General features: G+C 41.2%; 15 protein-coding genes and 6 tRNA genes. 19 read left to right on the top strand and 2 right to left on the bottom strand.

Translation table 11 applies throughout. The annotated features are described in order from the left end of the window. Positions 1-56: 56 nt before the first annotated feature. Positions 57-842 (bottom strand): T9SS type A sorting domain-containing protein, encoded by a 786-nt coding sequence (locus H6541_07705; GenBank protein MCB9015663.1) that lies wholly within the window; start codon positions 840-842, stop codon positions 57-59. A 205-nt stretch (positions 843-1,047) separates the two neighbouring features. On the opposite strand from H6541_07705, the gene H6541_07700 reads away from it, so the two are divergent. Continuing rightward, a complete protein-coding gene (locus H6541_07700) occupies positions 1,048-2,094 on the top strand; it encodes a DUF1624 domain-containing protein (protein MCB9015662.1) in 1,047 nt (348 codons plus the stop codon). Positions 2,095-2,119: 25 nt separating this feature from the next. Here H6541_07700 and H6541_07695 read toward each other — a convergent pair. Next, positions 2,120-2,194: transfer RNA gene (locus H6541_07695), tRNA-Val, on the bottom strand. Positions 2,195-2,349: 155 nt separating this feature from the next. On the opposite strand from H6541_07695, the gene H6541_07690 reads away from it, so the two are divergent. From H6541_07690 to rpoC, 18 genes are all read left to right on the top strand, one after another. Then, a complete protein-coding gene (locus H6541_07690; protein MCB9015661.1) occupies positions 2,350-4,557 on the top strand; it encodes a S9 family peptidase in 2,208 nt (735 codons plus the stop codon). A gap of 103 nt (positions 4,558-4,660) precedes the next feature. Continuing rightward, complete coding sequence (locus tag H6541_07685) at positions 4,661-4,855, top strand: 30S ribosomal protein S21 (protein ID MCB9015660.1); 195 nt, start codon at positions 4,661-4,663, stop codon at positions 4,853-4,855. Between the two features lie 109 nt (positions 4,856-4,964). Beyond that, complete coding sequence (locus H6541_07680; GenBank protein ID MCB9015659.1) at positions 4,965-5,846, top strand: tyrosine-type recombinase/integrase; 882 nt, start codon at positions 4,965-4,967, stop codon at positions 5,844-5,846. 13 nt (positions 5,847-5,859) lie between these two features. Continuing rightward, a complete protein-coding gene (locus H6541_07675) occupies positions 5,860-6,156 on the top strand; it encodes a ribosome-associated translation inhibitor RaiA (GenBank protein MCB9015658.1) in 297 nt (98 codons plus the stop codon). Positions 6,157-6,379: 223 nt separating this feature from the next. Further along, positions 6,380-6,453, top strand: a tRNA-Thr gene (locus H6541_07670). 30 nt (positions 6,454-6,483) lie between these two features. Then, positions 6,484-6,565 (top strand) — tRNA-Tyr (locus H6541_07665). A 49-nt stretch (positions 6,566-6,614) separates the two neighbouring features. Beyond that, a tRNA-Gly gene (locus tag H6541_07660) sits at positions 6,615-6,687 on the top strand. Positions 6,688-6,745: 58 nt separating this feature from the next. Further along, positions 6,746-6,817: transfer RNA gene (locus H6541_07655), tRNA-Thr, on the top strand. 64 nt (positions 6,818-6,881) lie between these two features. Then, a complete protein-coding gene (gene tuf, locus H6541_07650; protein ID MCB9015657.1) occupies positions 6,882-8,069 on the top strand; it encodes an elongation factor Tu in 1,188 nt (395 codons plus the stop codon). Positions 8,070-8,171: 102 nt separating this feature from the next. Then, positions 8,172-8,244: transfer RNA gene (locus tag H6541_07645), tRNA-Trp, on the top strand. A gap of 19 nt (positions 8,245-8,263) precedes the next feature. Then, positions 8,264-8,461, top strand: a complete 198-nt coding sequence (gene secE, locus H6541_07640) for a preprotein translocase subunit SecE (GenBank protein MCB9015656.1) — start codon at positions 8,264-8,266, stop codon at positions 8,459-8,461. A gap of 76 nt (positions 8,462-8,537) precedes the next feature. Beyond that, the gene (gene nusG / locus H6541_07635; protein ID MCB9015655.1) at positions 8,538-9,080 is read left to right on the top strand and encodes a transcription termination/antitermination factor NusG; all 543 of its coding nucleotides are present in this window, start codon (positions 8,538-8,540) and stop codon (positions 9,078-9,080) included. Between the two features lie 43 nt (positions 9,081-9,123). Beyond that, the gene (rplK, locus tag H6541_07630; GenBank protein MCB9015654.1) at positions 9,124-9,570 is read left to right on the top strand and encodes a 50S ribosomal protein L11; all 447 of its coding nucleotides are present in this window, start codon (positions 9,124-9,126) and stop codon (positions 9,568-9,570) included. Positions 9,571-9,633: 63 nt separating this feature from the next. Next, a complete protein-coding gene (locus tag H6541_07625; protein ID MCB9015653.1) occupies positions 9,634-10,329 on the top strand; it encodes a 50S ribosomal protein L1 in 696 nt (231 codons plus the stop codon). A gap of 40 nt (positions 10,330-10,369) precedes the next feature. Further along, positions 10,370-10,891, top strand: a complete 522-nt coding sequence (locus tag H6541_07620; protein MCB9015652.1) for a 50S ribosomal protein L10 — start codon at positions 10,370-10,372, stop codon at positions 10,889-10,891. A 77-nt stretch (positions 10,892-10,968) separates the two neighbouring features. Beyond that, positions 10,969-11,346 (top strand): 50S ribosomal protein L7/L12, encoded by a 378-nt coding sequence (rplL, locus tag H6541_07615; GenBank protein ID MCB9015651.1) that lies wholly within the window; start codon positions 10,969-10,971, stop codon positions 11,344-11,346. Positions 11,347-11,482: 136 nt separating this feature from the next. Continuing rightward, the gene (gene rpoB / locus H6541_07610) at positions 11,483-15,289 is read left to right on the top strand and encodes a DNA-directed RNA polymerase subunit beta (GenBank protein MCB9015650.1); all 3,807 of its coding nucleotides are present in this window, start codon (positions 11,483-11,485) and stop codon (positions 15,287-15,289) included. A gap of 110 nt (positions 15,290-15,399) precedes the next feature. Further along, a complete protein-coding gene (rpoC, locus tag H6541_07605) occupies positions 15,400-19,710 on the top strand; it encodes a DNA-directed RNA polymerase subunit beta' (protein ID MCB9015649.1) in 4,311 nt (1,436 codons plus the stop codon). Positions 19,711-19,765 lie beyond the last annotated feature (55 nt).

Genomic DNA, 19,765 nt, shown 5'->3' with positions numbered 1-19,765 from the left:
AGAGCTGCAGGTGACTGCAGCTCTTCCGTTTTATATTGAAAAATGAATTCGGGCTCTTATTTTACCAGAAAACGTCCTGAATCTTGTTTGTTGTTCCCTGATTCAATGGTGTAGAAGTACATCCCTGATTTGTAATTGCCTGTTGGCAGTGTAATATGGTCTATATTGTTATTGATGGTAAATCTTTCAATTTCTTTTCCCTGTATATCATGAATAATCATGTTTGCTGTACTGGTTCCGTTGCCAAGCTGATATGAAATGGTTGTATATTCAATCGCCGGATTGGGAAATGGAAGTCTGGACGCTGAATTGATTTCTGTTTTTTCAGTTGCCAGAAGTGTGCCGGGCAATGAATATACTTTTGTCTGGATGGTATAGGGGCTCACCGAATAATCATAGCAATACGCCACCAGTTTCAGGCCATCATTCTCCATGTTGATTACTTCCATGTACTGGCAGCCGGGAATGGAAAGAAGCTCAGTGCCGTTTTCCCTGATAATTCTGGCATTAAAGGTGTAATAAGCATTGGTGGCGTCATAAGCGTAATATACATAAGCCATACTCAGCGAGTTGTCACTGGTAAAAAGTCCTTCAGAAAGATATTTAATGTCATATAGATAGTTTCCTGATGGTACAGAAAGGTTAATGGTTTTCCATAAGGTATTATTCATGTTGTAAATTCTGCATTGCGATAATCCCACATCCATCAGATAGAACTTGTTTCCTGAACTGGAGAGTTTTGCAAAAGTTCCTGAATAATTGTAAGAAAAGTCAGGCGTAATCTGGCTAAAACCTATTGCTAAAGCCATTGACAGCAATAAAGTAATAAAGAGTTTTTTCATTTTGGGAAGTTTGAAAATTGTGAGAAATTTTTAAGAAAGCAAAAATAGTGTTGGACGTTAGCCCGAGAGTTATACTATTCCTGAATAATTGTGCAATATTATTAGGCTGATGTTACAGCAAATGCAAATATATTATGTTTGCGCTATGCAATGCCGTTGGTTTGTAAGCTGGTGTGCACAATTAATTTGATAATTGAACAAGAATATGGATAAAGCCTTGACTAATAGGATGATATTGCCGGATGTGCTGAAGGGTACAGCTGTTTTACTCATGATTCAGGTGCATCTGATGGAGCTGTTTGCCACGCAGGACATTTATCACAGCATTTGGGGTAAAGTCTCACTTTTTTTAGGAGGGCCTCCGGCTGCACCAATATTCATGGCTGTTATGGGGTATTTTCTTGCAAAATCCAGCGCCGGAACACTAAAAATGATTCTTCGCGGACTTAAGTTGTTGTTGTATGGCTTTTTATTGAATATAGGACTTAATCTTAACCTCTTTTTTCATATTCTCAGGGGTGAACTGCAGGTAAATTGGCTATCCTATGTTTTTGGAGTTGATATCTTATTTCTTGCCGGACTCAGCATTATCATCATTGCGTTTTTACGATTGATTTTTCGTGATTCTGTTTTTTACTGGCTCTTATCTGCAATTTTGGTAGCAGCAGCTGTCATGTTTATTCCCGTAAGTGCAACTGATTATAGTTGGTTAACTTTTCTGGAAGCTTATTTTTATAAACCAACCTGGTGGTCATATTTTCCGGTTTTCCCCTGGCTTGCCTATCCCTTAGCGGGATATTGTTTCTATTTGTTCGAAAAACAGTTTATTATTCACGAAATCCCTTCCTCCAGAGTTCTGCAAGCAGCAGCTGCATTGGTAATTCTCTTTTTAGTGTTTTCTCCTTACGGAATGGCGATAACCACTGATTTACATGCCTATTATCATCACGGAATTTCTTATTTTCTGTGGACTTTATTGTTTATGGGAGCCTGGCTTATAGCTTTTAGAATTTTAATTAAACACTATGACTCCGGCCGTATTGTGGGTTATTTGCAATGGACAGGCCGCAATGTAACTGCATTTTACGTGTTTCAATGGCTGATTATTGGGAATCTGGCAACAGTGCTTTATCAAACAGTGAATGCAATTGAACTGGTGGCATGGTTTGTTGGCATTACCTTGTCCACCAGTATATTGGTGTGGTTATACGGGCAACTGAAGGGAACTGAAAGCAGGAAGAAATTACAATAAAAAAGCCGCAATAAAGCGGCTTTTGTGGGATGTACTGGATTCGAACCAGTGACCCCCGCCCTGTCAAGGCGATGCTCTAAACCAACTGAGCTAACATCCCGTTACGGGTTTGCAAAGATAAAAGATTTACGGTTTTTCCTAATTATTTTTTTGTGATGTTTGTGGCGGTTTCTCCATTCTTAATCACATGATAGTTATATCTTTGACGTTTTAAAAACTTAATGACCCGATAAATTAACAATTTTTGCTCTGTTTATGAAAAAACTTCTTGTTACGCTGTCAATTTTTCTGGCTTTGGTTCAGATTTCAATTGACTCAACGGCTCAAATTGAAAGAAAGCCTTTTACACTGAATGATGTGCTCACCAACCGGGTGTTTGCAGCCTCGTCTGTCGATGGACTGAAATCAATGAATGATGGTGCTCACTACACCACCTTAAGTGACGACTACCGGAAAATTGAGAAATTCAGCTATAAAACCGGCGAAAGTGTGGTCCATATTCTTAATCTGGATGATTTTCCTGAAAGCAAAGTGAAAATGATTGTTGATTATGAATTTAGTGCTGATGAAAACAGCATCCTGATTCAGTCCAATTATAAGCCGCTTTACCGAAGGTCTTTTACTGCCGACTATTATATATATAGCATACCTGCGCGTACATTTGTTCCTTTATCTGTGAATGGTATGCAGCAACTGGCAACTTTTTCGCCTGACGGAAAACTTGTTGCATTTGTCCGTGAGAACAATATTTTTATTGCAGATCCGGCTAAAGGCACGGAAATTCAGATAACCAGTGATGGGAAATTCAATGAAATAATCAACGGGGCCCCTGATTGGGTGTATGAGGAAGAGTTTGAGTTTAACAAGGCCTTTAGCTGGTCGTCAGACAGCCAAAGCCTGGCCTATATGAAATTTGATGAACGTCTCGTAAAGATGTTTAATATGACCATGTTTCAGGGGCAGAAACCATCGCTTGACAAGAATGCTTTGTATCCTTCCAATAGCGAGTTTAAATATCCGAAAGCTGGTGAAGATAATTCAGTAGTAACTGTTCATATTTATAATGTAGCATCAGCAAAAACGGTACAGGCTGATATCGGAACAGAAAAAGACCAGTACATTCCTCGCATTTTCTTTACCGAAAACCCTTCGTCTTTAGCCGTACTAAGGTTAAATCGTTTGCAAAACAAGCTTGAAATTCTTCTGTCAAATGCTCAAACAGGGCAGTCGCAGGTCTTATACACTGAAGAAAACAAATGCTATATTGACGAAGGTAATTTTGACCATATCAGCTTTCTGCCTGACAGCAAACATTTTGTTCTTACAAGTGAACAGGACGGGTGGAGTCATTTGTATTTGTATGATATGCAGGGGAATAGGGTTAAGCAGCTTACATCCGGAAGTTTTGATGTGACTGATTATTATGGATTTGACCCTGTAAAAAAACTGTTTTATTATCAGGCTGCAGCCGTTTCGCCCCTGCAACGCGAAGTTTATTCTGTAAATATGGACGGTAAAATTAAACCGGTATCAAAAGAAAAAGGTACGAATAGTGCCGAATTCAGCCGTTCGTTCCGTTATTTCATAAATAAATACTCCTCTGCTGGCACGCCACCTGTTTATACCTTGTATGATGCATCTGGTAAGCAAATAAGGGTACTTGAGAGTAACGAAAGTTTAAAGGCCACTCTCAATGAATATAATCCATCTTTAAAGGAGTTCTTTACTTTTACCACGTCTGCCGGTGTTGCGCTTAACGGATGGGTGATTTATCCCCCTGATTTTGATCAAACAAAAAAATATCCGGTTCTGCTCAATCAGTATAGCGGGCCTAATTCACAGGAAGTACTTGACTCATGGGGATTTGGCTTTGATGAATATATTGCTCAGAAAGGCTACATTGTTATGTGTGTGGATCCCCGAGGGACAGGAGCCAGGGGCGAAGCCTTCAGGAAGGTTACCTATATGCAATTGGGTAAATATGAGACCATAGATCAGATTGAGGTTGCCCGTTACGCTGCTTCGCTGCCTTATGCTGATGCTGGCCGGATTGGTATCTGGGGCTGGAGCTTTGGCGGATATATAAGCTCATCGTGTATGTTAAAGGGTGAAGGAGTTTTTAAAACCGGTATTGCTGTTGCGCCAGTTACTAACTGGAGATATTATGACAATATATATACTGAGCGTTTTATGCGCAAACCTCAGGACAACCCAGAGGGATACGATCAGAACTCTCCGCTGTTTTTTGCTGAAAAACTGCAGGGCAAATTGCTCCTGATTCATGGTACAGCTGATGACAATGTGCATGTCCAGAATACATTGGAGTTGTCAGAAAGGCTGGTACAGGCTGGTAAGCAGTTTGACCAGATGCTGTACACAAATCGTAACCACGGTATTTACGGAGGCAACACAAGAATGCATCTTTTTACATTAATTGAAAATTATCTGAATGAAAACCTCTGAAAAAAAATGAGTTAGAATTTTGTTAAGTAAAAACTAAATTCTATCTTTGCACCCCTAAATAATGATTTCAATTAACCATTAACAGAAAGAGAGCGTATTTCGTATGATTATCGTACCCGTTAAAGAAGGCGAAAACATCGACAGAGCCTTAAAGAAACTGAAGAGAAAGTTTGAAAAAACCGGAGTTGTTAAAGAACTGCGTGAAAGGCAGAAATTTACAAAACCGTCCGTAAAAAATCGTGAACAAAGGTTACACGCTATTTACGTTCAGCAGTTACAGCAGGCAGAAGAGAACTAGTCCGCCTTTTTTAAGTGCGATTTAAGGAGGAAAATTTTGTGTTCCTGAATTATTGTCTTACTTTTAGACATTAATTTCAAGGATTCAAAGTTTTCCTTTTTTTTTGTGCATGATCAGACCTCAATTCTATCAATATATACAACTCGAAAAGCGTTACTCTGTAAATACTGTCGAAGCCTATAAATCGGATCTTGCCCAATTTGAAGGTTTTATCGCAGAACGTTATGGAATTGAACAGGACATTGAGGTTACCTATGCCATGATCCGCTCATGGCTGGCTGCACTCATTGATCAGGGTATAAGTGCCCGTAGTGTGAACAGAAAACTATCCTCCCTCAAGGCATATTACCGTTATTTACTTAAGGAAAGTCTTCTCAGCCAAAATCCGCTGAAAAAAGCATTTTCACTCAATACCCCGTCGCGGCTTCCTCAGTTTGCATCTGTATCGGAAATGGAGCGGGCGCTGGAGCATAATGCTCAGGCCAATACATTTGAAGTTAGTCGTGATTTGCTGATTCTCGAAGTTTTTTACTGTACAGGCATCAGGTTGTCAGAGTTGATTAACCTTCGCCTGTCAGATGTTGACTATTCAGCCTGCACAATAAAAGTTACAGGTAAAAGAAATAAACAGAGGGTAATTCCGGTTACTAAAGACTTGCTGAAGCTGATAAATGACTACCTCATTTTACGTTCAGGCGTTGTTTCAGGGGGAGTTCAGGAAATATTTGTTACTAATCAGGGAAAAAAGGCTTATCCGGTGTTTATCTATCGTAAGGTAAATTATTACCTGAGCAGGGCAGGGCTAAGTGGAGTAAAAAGTCCGCATGTTTTGCGGCATACTTTTGCCACGCATATGTTAAATGAAGGAGCAGATTTGAATGCAATTAAAGAATTACTCGGTCATAGCAGCCTGGCTGCAACTCAGGTGTACACACATCTGAGCGTCGAAAAATTGAAGTCTATATACAAACTCGCCCATCCAAGGGCTTAAAAAAGGAGGAATCATGAAAGTTAGCATCAACGCCGTTAAATTCAGAACCGACAAGAAACTGGAAGATTTTATCAACGAAAAAGTAGAGAAATTGTCGGGTGTGTATGATGGTATCATAGGTAGCGAAGTAACGCTCAAACTCGATAACGTAGAATCACATGATAACAAAATTGCCGAAATCAGGCTATTGATAAAAGGGAATGACCTATTTGCCAAAAAACAGAGCACAACATTTGAAGAAGCGACCGATACAGCTATCGACGCGCTACGCAAGCAGTTAGATAAACATAAGGAGAAGTTCAGAAAATAATTTTGAAGAATTATTTAAAAAAAAGTGAAAAGTATTTGTTGGTGTCAAAATAGTTTATACATTTGCAGTCCTTTTAGAAAAGAAGGGCTGCAAGTTAAAAACGAAGCAGCATAGTTCTTCGAAAGCCGGAATGCTCTAGTGAATAAGTTGATTAAAAAATTTATTCGTCTTCAAGCCGGAAGGAAATATAAGTAGCATTATGCTTCTTAAAAATTGACATCGTGCCGATGTAGCTCAGTTGGCCAGAGCAGCTGATTTGTAATCAGCTGGTCGGGGGTTCGAATCCCTCCATCGGCTCAGTTCTTTAAGTATTGAAATAAAAATTGCGGGGGGATACCAGAGCGGTCAAATGGGGCAGACTGTAAATCTGTTGGCACAGCCTTCGGAGGTTCGAATCCTCCTCCCCCCACAAACTAATGCTTGTATGATGACAGGTGCAAGTCCTGTTCATACAACATGCGGAAGTAGCTCATTTGGTAGAGCGATAGCCTTCCAAGCTATAGGTGGCGGGTTCGAGCCCCGTCTTCCGCTCAAAGCTGATTACCTGTACTGCCCGATTTATTCGATGCAGGCAGGTATTTAGTGATAAGCCGATGTAGCTCAGTGGTAGAGCACTTCCTTGGTAAGGAAGGGGTCACGAGTTCAACTCTCGTCATTGGCTCTGAATTATTTAACTGATGGTAAGTTTTTAATAATTACAAAAATTAACACAACAATTATTTAATATGGCAAAAGAAAAATTCGATCGTTCCAAACCGCACGTTAACGTTGGTACCATCGGTCACGTTGACCACGGTAAAACCACTTTAACCGCTGCTATCACCCTGTGTCTTGCTGACAAGGGATGGTCAGAGTTCAGGTCATTCGATTCGATTGACAATGCTCCGGAAGAAAAAGAAAGAGGTATTACAATTAATACCGCTCACATTGAGTACCAGACATTAAACCGTCACTATGCTCATGTTGACTGCCCGGGTCACGCTGACTACGTTAAAAACATGGTTACGGGTGCTGCCCAGATGGACGGTGCAATTCTGGTAGTTGCTGCTACTGACGGACCTATGCCACAGACCCGTGAGCACATCCTGCTCGCTCGTCAGGTTGGTGTTCCCCGCCTTGTAGTTTTCATGAATAAAGTTGACTTGGTTGACGATCCAGAACTTCTCGACCTCGTTGAGATGGAAATCCGCGATTTGTTAACTTTCTACGGTTTTGACGGTGATAACTCACCTATCATCCGTGGCTCAGCCCTTGGTGGATTGAATAAAGAACCAGTATGGGTAGAAAAAATTATTGAACTCATGGATGCTGTTGATGCATGGATTCCGCTGCCTCCACGTGATGTTGACAAACCATTCCTGATGCCGGTTGAGGACGTATTCTCAATCACAGGTCGTGGTACTGTTGCTACAGGTCGTATTGAAACTGGTGTTATTCACACTGGCGACCCTGTTGACATCATCGGTCTTGATGCAGAGAAACTGAAATCAGTAGTAACCGGAGTAGAAATGTTCCGTAAGATCCTTGATACAGGAGAAGCTGGAGATAACGCAGGTCTGTTACTTCGCGGTATTGACAAAGAAGCTATCCGTCGTGGTATGGTAATTGCCAAACCTGGATCAGTTACTCCTCACAAAGAATTTAAAGGTGAGGTTTATATCCTGAAAAAAGAAGAAGGTGGACGTCACACTCCATTCCACAATAAATATCGTCCTCAGTTCTACTTCAGAACAACCGACGTTACAGGTGAAGTAATTCTGCCTGAAGGAGTTGAAATGGTTATGCCAGGTGACAACCTTTCAGTTACAGTTAAGTTGATTGCTCCGATTGCTATGTCAAAGAACCTTCGTTTTGCTATCCGTGAGGGTGGTCGTACAGTAGGTGCTGGACAGGTAACAGAAATCCTTGACTAATACATAAGAATACATGAGATAAAGGTGTTCGCAAGAATGCCTTTATCTCTGCCATATTAAATAATAATTTCGGCGGGGATTATTCCTCATGGAAGAATTCAAACGGGTGTAGCTCAATTGGTAGAGTAGCGGTCTCCAAAACCGTTGGTTGGGAGTTCGAGTCTCTCCTCCCGTGCAATAAAAATCTGGTCAAAATGGCAAAGACAAAAATTCAGGACTATATCAACGAAAGTTACGACGAGTTGATTAATAAAACTTCCTGGCCTACATGGAGTGAACTTCAAAGTAGTGCAATAGTAGTATCCATCGCTTCCCTCATAATCGCGTTACTCGTTTATCTGATGGATATGTCTTTCCAGACTTTGTTGAAACAGTTCTACCTGCTGTTTTAATCGAAGTAACCACTTTCTCTATTATAAATAACAATCAGTTATTTGATATTCAATCTTATCTATTACGTTTTTCTGTATGGGCGACGAAAATAAAAAGTGGTACGTAATCCGGGCCATCAGCGGGAACGAAAAAAAGGTAAAACAATACCTTGAAAGCGAAATTAGCCGTCTTGGAATCAGCGACTATATATCACAGGTTCTTATCCCAACTGAAAAAATCTATCAGGTTCGTAAAGGTAAAAAAGTGAGTAAAGAGCGGAATTATCTTCCGGGCTATATTCTGATTGAAGCAATACTGGTTGGAGAAATTCCTCACATCATAAAAAATGTGCCAGGAGTTATAGGCTTCCTTGGTTCTAAAGGTGAACCCGTTCCCCTTAGACCCGCTGAAGTTAATCGCATTTTAGGAAAAGTTGATGAATTAACGGAACAGGGCGAAGAAGTCAGTGTACCGTTTATCGTTGGCGAAACCGTTACCGTAATTGATGGGCCTTTCAATAGCTTTACCGGTGTAATCGAAGAGATTAACGAGGAGAAGAAGAAATTGAAAGTTATGGTTAAAATATTTGGCCGTAAAACTCCCCTCGAATTAGGGTTTATGCAAGTAGAGAAAGACTGACGAACGGGTGATTGTGAAGTAATAAATCACTAAGTTTTCAACAATGGCAAAAGAAATAAGCGGTTTTATCAAACTGCAAGTAAAAGGTGCTGCAGCCAATCCCTCACCGCCTATCGGACCTGCTTTGGGTTCGAAAGGTGTTAATATTATGGAGTTTTGTAAGCAGTTTAATGCGCGTACGCAGGACCAGGCAGGTAAAGTCCTACCGGTTATCATAACTGTTTATAAAGACAAATCATTTGATTTTGTCATCAAAACACCTCCTGTAGCAGTTCAGTTGTTAGAAGCAACCAAGTTGAAAAGTGGATCCGCAGAACCCAACCGTAAAAAAGTGGGATCTGTTACCTGGGATCAGGTTAAGGCAATTGCCGAAATTAAAATGGCCGATCTCAACGCTTTTACTGTAGAATCCGCAATGAGTATGGTTGCCGGAACAGCAAGAAGCATGGGAATTACCGTTTCGGGAACCCCACCGTTTGCTATTGACTAATAACAAACTGACACAAAACAGTGACAGTAAATTTGTTAAAACAAAATCTTAACAAGGCGTGAAATGGCTAAATTGACAAAAAAAAGGAAAGAGGCTCTAGCAAAGTTCGATAAGAACAGCACCTACACCCTGAGCGACGCCATAAAAATCGTGAAGCAAACTTCAAATACCAAATTCGATAGTTCAGTTGATATTGACGTTCGGTTAGGTGTTGACCCCCGTAAAGCCAATCAAATGGTCAGGGGTACTGTTATGTTGCCTCACGGTACCGGTAAAACTGTAAGGGTTTTGGTTCTCTGTACTCCTGACAAGGAAGAGGAAGCCAAAGCAGCCGGTGCTGATTTTTATGGTTTGGATGAATATATCCAAAAGATCAAAGAAGGTTGGACAGACGTTGACGTGGTGATCACTATGCCTAGCATTATGCCTAAGGTTGGTGCTCTTGGAAAAATCCTGGGACCACGTGGCTTAATGCCAAACCCCAAAACCGGAACCGTTACTATGGAAGTAGGAAAAGCGGTTACTGAAGCAAAAGCCGGTAAAATCGATTTCAAAGTGGATAAGTTCGGTATCGTGCATGCTGCCATCGGAAAAACATCTTTCGAAGAAGCTAAATTGCTCGAAAATGCAAAAGAACTTCTCCAGACTATCGTGAAACTGAAGCCGACCGCAGCTAAAGGTACTTACATGAAAACTTTATTTATGTCTAGTACTATGGGCCCGGGTATTCGTGTTGATCAAAAATCAATCACTGCGTAAGTTAATCTGTGGAACTTTCCTCGTAAACTGAAAAAAAATCATGAGAAAAGAAGAAAAGAGTCAACTGATTGACACCCTAACCGAGCAGCTGCAAAACAGCAACAACATCTATATTACTGATATCTCTGACCTCAACGTTGAAGTGACCGGTAATCTGAGAAGGTTATGCTTCAAAAAGGATGTGAAGTTGATTGTAGTAAAAAATACATTGTTGCGTAAAGCGATGGAACGTACCGATAAGGACTTTTCAGGACTTTATGATACGCTCAAGGGTGCGACTTCCATCATGTTATCGGAAGAAAACAATGGACCTGCAAAGTTGATCAAGGAATTTCGTAAAACCAGCGCTAAACCTATTTTAAAAGGTGCGTATGTTGAAGAAATGTCGTTTGTTGGCGACAAAAGCCTTGATATGCTTGTCAGCATTAAATCGAAGAATGAACTCATCGGAGATATCATTCTCGCTCTTAAATCGCCTGCTAATAATGTTATTTCAGCATTGCAATCTGGCGGTCATAAGTTGAGTGGCGTTCTTAAAACCCTTTCTGAAAGGGAAGCATAAGCTTCATTAAGAAGCATTGGAATGAATCAAAATGAGTCAAAATCTTTCATTGTAAAACAATTTAAACAAAAATAAAAATGGCAGACTTAAAAGCTTTTGCAGAACAATTGGTTAACCTGACTGTTAAAGAAGTTAACGAATTAGCCCAGATTCTTAAAGACGAGTACGGAATTGAGCCAGCAGCAGCTGCTCCTGTTATGATGGCAGGTGCAGGTGCAGGTGAAGCTGCAGCAGTTGAAGAAAAAACTGCATTTGACGTAATTCTGAAAAACGCTGGTCAGGCTAAACTGGCAGTTGTTAAGCTTGTAAAAGAGCTTACCAGCCTTGGACTTAAAGAGGCTAAGGAACTTGTAGATGCAGCTCCTAAAGCAATCAAAGAAGGCGTTTCTAAAGACGAAGCTGAAGCACTGAAAAAACAACTCGAAGAAGCTGGAGCAGAGGTTGAAGTAAAATAAGTAGATGATATTTTACAATTATACATGCAGGTTCTGTTCCTGGGCGTACGCTTAGGTGCAGAATCTGCTGTTTCCCGATTATTTAATCGGGTTTAATTGTTTAAATAATTGAGTATTTACTTTAAATTTTACAACCTTGGCTTCAAAAACTATCGAACGTATAAGTTTCGGAACCTTAAAAAATAAAGCCGAATATCCTGATTTCCTTGATATACAGATCAAGTCATTTCAGGATTTTTTCCAATTGGAAACAAACCCTGAAAACAGGGCTTCTGAAGGTTTATATAAGGTTTTCGCGGAAAATTTTCCGATCACAGATGCACGGAACAATTTTGTACTCGAGTTCCTCGATTATTTTATTGATCCTCCGCGCTACTCTATCGAAGAGTGTATTGAAAGGGGCCTCACCTATAGTGTCCCGCTGAAGGCCAAACTTAAACTTTATTGTACCGACCCTGAGCACGAAGACTTTGAAACTATCATACAGGATGTTTATCTGGGTATGATTCCTTATATGACTCCGAAAGGCACTTTTGTGGTAAACGGAGCTGAAAGGGTGGTGGTTTCTCAGTTGCACCGTTCTCCTGGCGTTTTTTTCGGTACCAGTTATCATGCTAATGGTTCTCAGCTCTTTTCTGCCAGGATTATTCCTTTTAAAGGTTCCTGGATGGAATTTACTACTGATATTAACAATGTGATGTATGCTTACATCGATCGAAAGAAAAAACTTCCGGTAACCACATTGTTAAGAGCTATTGGTTATGAAACTGATAAGGATATTCTTGAAATATTTAATCTCGCTGAAGAAGTAAAAGTTTCGAAAGCCGGTATTAAAAAAGTGGTTGGTCGTAGTCTTGCTGCCAGAGTGTTGAAAAACTGGACAGAAGACTTTGTGGATGAAGATACCGGAGAAGTTGTTTCGATTGAACGTACCGAGGTGATTATTGACCGCGAAACCGTTATCGAAAATCATCATATTGATCTTATTGTTGAGTCGGGTGCTAAAACTATTCTGTTACACCGCGATGATCCTGATAATATTGACTTCTCAATTATTTTTAATACCCTGCAAAAAGATACAGCCAACTCTGAGAAGGAAGCTGTTGAATATATTTACAGGCAATTGCGTAATGCTGAGCCGCCTGATGAAGAAACTGCCCGTGGTATAATTGAGAAACTGTTTTTCTCTGACAAACGTTACGATTTAGGCGATGTAGGCCGTTATCGTATCAATAAAAAACTTGACCTTGATACATCGCTCGATACCAAGGTGCTGACCAAACAGGATATTATCTCTATTATTAAATACCTGATAAGCCTGATTAACCTGCGCACTGAAGTAGATGATATCGACCACTTGAGTAACCGTAGGGTTCGTACCGTTGGCGAGCAGTTGTACAATCAGTTTGGTGTTGGTTTGGCTCGTATGGCCCGTACCATCAGAGAACGAATGAATGTGCGTGACAATGAGGTGTTTACACCAATGGATTTGATCAATGCAAAGACACTGTCTTCTGTTATCAACTCCTTCTTTGGAACCAATCAGTTGTCACAATTTATGGATCAAACCAATCCTCTTGCTGAATTGACACACAAACGCAGGGTTTCTGCTCTGGGTCCGGGTGGTCTTTCACGTGAAAGAGCTGGTTTTGAAGTTCGTGACGTTCACTATACCCATTATGGTCGTTTGTGTACTATCGAAACTCCTGAAGGTCCGAATATTGGTCTTATTTCCTCTCTTTGCGTTTACGCCAAGATTAACCGTCTCGGTTTCATCGAAACGCCTTATAAAAGGGTAGTGAATGGAAGGGTTGATCCTAAGGAAGACGCTGTTTATCTTAGCGCAGAGGAAGAAGAAAACAAAGTAATTGCTCAGGCAACAACTCCAATGGATGATGATGGTAATTTTGTGCACGATCGTATTAAGGTACGGTACCTTGCAGATTATCCTATTGTTGAAAAGGAGAATGTTGACCTTATTGATATAGCCCCCAATCAAATCGCATCCATTGCGGCTTCCCTTATTCCTTTCCTTGAACATGATGATGCCAACCGTGCTTTGATGGGTTCTAACATGATGCGTCAGGCTGTGCCTTTGCTGAATCCTGAAGCCCCAATTGTTGGTACTGGTATTGAGAAAAGTGTGGCATTTGATTCACGCGTGCTTGTTACAGCTGAATGTGACGGACTTGTAGAGTTTGTTGATGCTACTGAGGTTGTTATTCGTCATACCCGCATGGAAGACGAAAAACTGGTGAGTTTTGACGATGATGTGAAGCATTATCCTCTCACCAAATTTTCGCGTACCAATCAAAATACCTGTATGAATCTTCGTCCTATCGTTCGCAAGGGCGATAAGGTTAAAAAAGGTCAGGTACTTTGTGAAGGCTACGGTACAAACCTCGGCGATTTAGCACTGGGACGTAACCTGATGGTAGCTTTTATGCCGTGGAAGGGTTACAACTTTGAGGATGCTATTGTTATTTCTGAAAAAGTAGTTAAAGAAGATATCTTTACTTCCATTCATATCGAGGAATTTGTTCTGGAGGTTCGCGATACCAAACGTGGTGTTGAAGAATTAACCAATGATATTCCGAATGTAAGTACTGAAGCAACCAAGGATTTGGATGAAAATGGACTTATCCGCATCGGTGCTGAAGTTAATGAAGGCGATATCCTGATTGGAAAAATCACACCGAAAGGTGAAAGTGATCCTACACCTGAAGAGAAACTTCTGAGAGCGATTTTTGGTGACAAAGCCGGTGATGTGAAAGATGCATCGTTGAAAGCACCTCCTTCAATGAAAGGTGTTGTTGTGGACAAGAAGCTCTTCTCGCGGATGATTAAAGACCGCAAGGTGAAAGCCAAAGAGAAGGATGTTGTCAAGATTCTGGATGATGAGTTTGTTAAAAATTCACACGATCTGAAAACGAAGTTGGTTGATAAACTTACTATTCTGGTTTCAGGTAAAACATCTCAGGGTGTCTACAACAATTTTAAAGAAGAAATCGTACCTAAAAAGGTAAAATTCACCCAGAAAATGCTGATGGGTGTTGATTACCTGAGTGTAAATCCAAGTAAATGGACCACGGATAAGGATGTAAATGATTTGGTCAAGTCATTGATCAATAATTACATTATCAAGTACAAGGAAATACTTGGAGTATATAACCGTAAGAAGTTTGTGGCCACTGTGGGCGATGATCTTCCAAACGGTATCGTTCAGATGGCAAAAGTTTATGTTGCGAAAAAACGTAAGCTTAAAGTCGGTGATAAAATGGCAGGACGTCACGGAAACAAGGGTATTGTAGCCCGTATCGTTCGTGAAGAGGATATGCCGTTCCTGGCTGATGGAACACCGGTTGATATTGTACTGAACCCCTTGGGAGTACCTTCACGTATGAACCTGGGACAGATTTATGAAACTGTTCTGGCCTGGGCAGGAAAGAAACTTGGTTTGAGCTTTGCCACACCAATTTTCGACGGTGCTTCCCACGACAAAATTAATGAGTACCTGCGCAAAGCAGGCTTGCCTGAAAATGGTCGTGTTTATCTGCATGACGGAGGTACCGGAGAGCGTTTTGATCAACCCGCAACCGTTGGGTATATCTATATGCTTAAGCTTCATCACATGGTTGATGATAAAATGCATGCCCGTTCAATCGGACCTTATTCGCTCATTACGCAGCAACCGCTTGGTGGTAAAGCACAATTCGGAGGTCAGCGTTTTGGTGAAATGGAAGTCTGGGCACTTGAAGCATTTGGTGCTTCGCACATACTTCAGGAAATACTTACAGTTAAATCGGATGATGTAATGGGCAGGGCTAAAGCATATGAAGCCATTGTTAAAGGTGAGAATATGCCAATACCCGGAATTCCTGAATCGTTCAATGTACTTGTGCATGAGCTCAGGGGTCTTGGCCTGAATATAACTTTCGATTGATAAAAACGGAATACCTGTCTGCCCGTCCTTTTCGCTTAGCGGAATAGCCTGGCAGACAGGTAAAACCGGTATTTCACATTTTTCACGTTAATATATTTATTCCTAAGCATATGGCTTTCAGAAAAGACAGCACTATCTCCGGCAATTTTTCCAAAATCACCATTAGTCTGGCGTCGCCCGAGATGATTCTCGAACGCTCAAGTGGTGAGGTACTGAAGCCCGAAACCATTAACTATCGTACCTATAAACCTGAACGAGATGGTTTATTCTGCGAACGTATTTTCGGGCCGGTAAAAGATTGGGAATGTCATTGCGGTAAGTATAAAAGAATACGTTACAAAGGCATTGTTTGCGACCGTTGCGGGGTTGAAGTAACTGAAAAGAAAGTTCGCCGCGAACGTATGGGACACATTCAGCTTGTAGTTCCAGTAGCTCACATCTGGTTCTTCAGATCATTGCCGAATAAAATCGGCGCTCTGCTGAACATGAATACAAAAAAGCTTGATTCAGTTATTTACTACGAACGTTATGTAGTGGTTCAAGCTGGTATCATGGAAGGTGTGATGCTGAAAGAGGAAGTCAAAATTGAAAAAATGGCGCTCCTTACCGAAGAGCAATATTTTGAAGTTCTGGATTCACTTCCCAAAGAAAATCAGTATCTTGATGATAGTGATCCTCAGAAATTTGTGGCTAAAATGGGTGCCGAAGCCCTATATGAATTATTGAAAGGTCTTGACCTGGATGTTGAATCATATGAGCTCAGGCACAAAGCGAATAATGAAACTTCTCAGCAGCGTAAAGCTGATGCACTCAAACGCCTCCAGGTATTTGAAGCTTATCGCGATGCTCAGACCCGTATTGAGAATCGCCCTGAATGGATGATTGTAAAAGTGGTTCCTGTTATTCCACCTGAACTTCGTCCTTTGGTGCCTCTTGATGGCGGACGATTTGCAACAAGCGATTTGAATGACCTCTACAGAAGGGTTATTATTCGTAACAACAGGTTAAAACGACTGATTGAAATCAAGGCTCCAGATGTAATTATGCGTAATGAAAAACGTATGCTTCAGGAAGCTGTTGATTCATTGTTTGATAATTCACGTAAAGCCAATTCCGTTAAAACGGAATCAAACCGTGCCCTCAAATCTTTAAGCGATAGTCTTAAAGGTAAACAAGGCCGTTTCCGTCAGAACCTTCTTGGTAAACGTGTTGACTATTCAGGCCGTTCGGTTATTGTTGTAGGTCCTGAATTGAAACTTAATGAATGCGGTATCCCCAAGGATATGGCATCTGAGCTGTTTAAACCATTTATTATCCGCAAAATGCTTGAACGCGGTATCGTAAAAACGGTCAAATCAGCAAAGAAAATCGTTGACAGAAAAGATCCGGTTGTGTGGGATATCCTCGAAAATATCCTGAAAGGCCATCCGGTGATGCTCAACCGTGCTCCAACTCTTCACAGATTAGGTATTCAGGCTTTCCAGCCCAAGCTGATTGAAGGAAAAGCTATTCAGCTTCACCCGCTCGTTTGTACGGCTTTCAATGCCGACTTTGACGGTGACCAGATGGCTGTGCACGTTCCGCTTGGTAACGCAGCAGTGCTGGAAGCCCAGTTGCTGATGCTTGCTTCTCACAATATTCTGAACCCTGCCAACGGTGCGCCTATTACAGTTCCTTCTCAGGACATGGTTCTTGGTCTTTACTATATGACCAAAGGCCGTAAATCAATTCCTGAAAGCCCTGTAAAAGGTGAAGGTATGATTTTCTATTCACCGGAAGAACTGATTATTGCTTATAATGAGAAGGTTATTGACCTGCATGCTCATATCAAAATCAAAATCAGCGTTCCTGAAAATGGTGAATTCGTTGAGAGAATGATTGAAACAACTGTTGGTCGTGTTCTTTTTAACCAGGTTGTGCCCAAAGAGTTCGGTTATATCAATCAGTTGCTTACGAAAAAAGCGCTTCGCGATATTATCGGAGATGTATTGAAAAAGACAGGTACAGCTAAAACAGCTCAATTCCTTGATGATATCAAAAACCTTGGTTACACGATGGCTTTCAGAGGAGGTTTGTCGTTTACCCTGAGTGATGTTATTGTTCCGGAAGTGAAAGAAGAGCTTGTGAGCCAGGCCAATGCTGAGGTTGAAGAGGTAATGAGTAACTATAACATGGGTTTCATTACTAATAACGAACGCTATAACCAGATTATTGACATCTGGACACATACCAACTCCCGTTTGACTTACACCCTGATGGAAAATCTGGCGAAGGATAAACAAGGATTTAACCCTGTTTATATGATGCTTGATTCAGGTGCCCGCGGTTCCAAAGAGCAGATTCGTCAGCTCTCAGGAATGAGGGGTCTGATGGCCAAACCACAGAAATCAGGTGCTACAGGAGGCGAAATTATTGAAAACCCGATTCTTTCAAACTTTAAGGAAGGATTGTCGGTTCTCGAGTACTTTATCTCAACGCACGGTGCCCGTAAGGGTTTGGCCGATACCGCTCTTAAAACTGCGGATGCCGGTTATCTTACCCGTAGGCTTGTAGATGTTTCGCAGGATGTGGTGATTACTGAACCTGACTGTGGAACACTTCGCGGATTAACAACTACCGCCCTTAAGAAAAATGAGGAAGTTGTTGAAACACTGTACGATCGTATTCTTGGTCGTGTATCCCTGCATGATATTTATCATCCTCAAACAGGAGAACTCATTGTTTCTGCAGGTTCTGAGTTGACCGAAGAGATTTCAAGGGTTATTGAAGATTCTCCGATTGAATCGGTTGAAATTCGTTCGGTACTTACCTGCGAATCGAAAAAAGGTGTTTGTGCCAATTGTTACGGACGTAACCTGGCTACCGGCCGAATGGTACAGAAAGGTGAAGCTGTTGGAGTTATCGCCGCACAATCCATCGGTGAACCTGGTACTCAGCTTACATTGCGTACTTTCCACGTTGGGGGTACTGCTTCCAATATCTCCGTTTCATCCCGTATTGAAGCAAAATACGATGGTATTCTCGAAATTGATGAGCTCAGGTTTGTTGAATATGAGAATGCTGAAGGTAAAAAATATGATATCGTAATCGGTCGTTCGGCTGAAATGCGTATCGTTGATAAGAATACCGGTATTATTCTCGCTTCTGCTCATATTCCTTATGGCGCTAATTTATATTTCCGCCAGGGCGATGAAGTGCAAAAAGGAGCTATGATTAGCGACTGGGATCCTTATAACGCTGTCATTCTCTCTGAAGTTTCTGGTAAAGTTATTTTTGATAATATTATTGAAGGTACAACTTACCGCGTTGAATCGGATGAGCAAACCGGATATCATGACAAAGTTATTATTGAATCACGTCAGAAAACCAAAAACCCAAGTATCCGCATTGTTGGTGCTGATAACTCAGATTTAAGGGTTTACGATATTCCTGTAAGTGCGCATATCATTGTTGAAGAAAACCGGAAAATCAAAGCAGGGGAAATTCTTGTAAAAATTCCACGTGCTATTGGTAAGTCAGGCGATATCACGGGAGGTTTGCCACGTGTTACCGAATTGTTTGAAGCGCGTAACCCATCCGATCCGGCTGTTGTTGCCGAAATTGACGGTGTTGTTTCGTTTGGCAAGAAGCTTAAGAGAGGAAACCGTGAAGTTATCATTACTTCAAAAACCGGTGAGGAAAAGAGTTATCTGATTCCTACCTCCAAACAGATTCTCGCTCAGGAAAACGACTATGTTAAAGCAGGTACCCCGCTTTCAGAAGGTGCTATGACTCCAAGCGATATTCTGGCAATTAAAGGCCCGATGAAAGTTCAGGAGTATATCGTCAACGAAATTCAGGAGGTTTATCGTTTACAGGGTGTGAAAATCAATGATAAACATTATGAGGTGATTGTGCGCCAAATGATGCGTAAAGTTGAAGTGGCTGACCCGGGCGATACCAAGTTCCTCGAAGGTGAGCTTGTAAATAAGATTGATTTCCACGATGAGAACGATTGGATTTTCGGTAAAAAGGTTATTGTAAATGCCGGTGATTCTACTACGCTCAAATCAGGTCAGATTGTTACGGCGCGTAAACTGCGCGATGAAAACTCATTGCTCAAGCGTCGTGATAAAAAACTGATTGAAGCCCGCGATGCTCAGCCTGCTACAGCTAAGCAAGTGCTACAGGGTATTACCCGCGCTTCGTTGCAGACAAAGAGCTTTATCTCTGCTGCTTCGTTCCAGGAAACAACCAAAGTGCTCACAGTTGCTGCCATTAATGCCAAGAGTGATGAACTGCTCGGCCTTAAAGAGAATGTAATTGTAGGTCACCTTATCCCTGCCGGTACAGGTCTTCGTGAGTATGACGATCTTATTGTTGGCTCAAAGGACGAATATGAAAAGCTCATGGCTTCGAAAGCCGATGACTATGATGCTTAATCTATAAATTACAAAGGCGGCAGGTTAACGAAAACTGTCGCCTTTGTTTTCATTG

The organism is Lentimicrobiaceae bacterium (genome assembly GCA_020636745.1).
Taxonomy (GTDB): Bacteria; Bacteroidota; Bacteroidia; order Bacteroidales; family Lentimicrobiaceae; genus Lentimicrobium.
The sequence above is the reverse complement of the archived record's forward strand: the minus strand, read 5'-3'. Positions and strand labels throughout refer to the sequence as shown.

What these genes read in the sequence shown, in the direction of transcription:
- H6541_07705 (MCB9015663.1), bottom strand. Translation starts at nt 842, where the DNA reads ATGAAAAAACTCTTTATTACTTTATTGCTGTCAATGGCTTTAGCAATA.
- H6541_07700 (MCB9015662.1), top strand. Translation starts at nt 1,048, where the DNA reads ATGGATAAAGCCTTGACTAATAGGATGATATTGCCGGATGTGCTGAAG.
- H6541_07690 (MCB9015661.1), top strand. Translation starts at nt 2,350, where the DNA reads ATGAAAAAACTTCTTGTTACGCTGTCAATTTTTCTGGCTTTGGTTCAG.
- H6541_07685 (MCB9015660.1), top strand. Translation starts at nt 4,661, where the DNA reads ATGATTATCGTACCCGTTAAAGAAGGCGAAAACATCGACAGAGCCTTA.
- H6541_07680 (MCB9015659.1), top strand. Translation starts at nt 4,965, where the DNA reads ATGATCAGACCTCAATTCTATCAATATATACAACTCGAAAAGCGTTAC.
- H6541_07675 (MCB9015658.1), top strand. Translation starts at nt 5,860, where the DNA reads ATGAAAGTTAGCATCAACGCCGTTAAATTCAGAACCGACAAGAAACTG.
- tuf (MCB9015657.1), top strand. Translation starts at nt 6,882, where the DNA reads ATGGCAAAAGAAAAATTCGATCGTTCCAAACCGCACGTTAACGTTGGT.
- secE (MCB9015656.1), top strand. Translation starts at nt 8,264, where the DNA reads ATGGCAAAGACAAAAATTCAGGACTATATCAACGAAAGTTACGACGAG.
- nusG (MCB9015655.1), top strand. Translation starts at nt 8,538, where the DNA reads ATGGGCGACGAAAATAAAAAGTGGTACGTAATCCGGGCCATCAGCGGG.
- rplK (MCB9015654.1), top strand. Translation starts at nt 9,124, where the DNA reads ATGGCAAAAGAAATAAGCGGTTTTATCAAACTGCAAGTAAAAGGTGCT.
- H6541_07625 (MCB9015653.1), top strand. Translation starts at nt 9,634, where the DNA reads ATGGCTAAATTGACAAAAAAAAGGAAAGAGGCTCTAGCAAAGTTCGAT.
- H6541_07620 (MCB9015652.1), top strand. Translation starts at nt 10,370, where the DNA reads ATGAGAAAAGAAGAAAAGAGTCAACTGATTGACACCCTAACCGAGCAG.
- rplL (MCB9015651.1), top strand. Translation starts at nt 10,969, where the DNA reads ATGGCAGACTTAAAAGCTTTTGCAGAACAATTGGTTAACCTGACTGTT.
- rpoC (MCB9015649.1), top strand. Translation starts at nt 15,400, where the DNA reads ATGGCTTTCAGAAAAGACAGCACTATCTCCGGCAATTTTTCCAAAATC.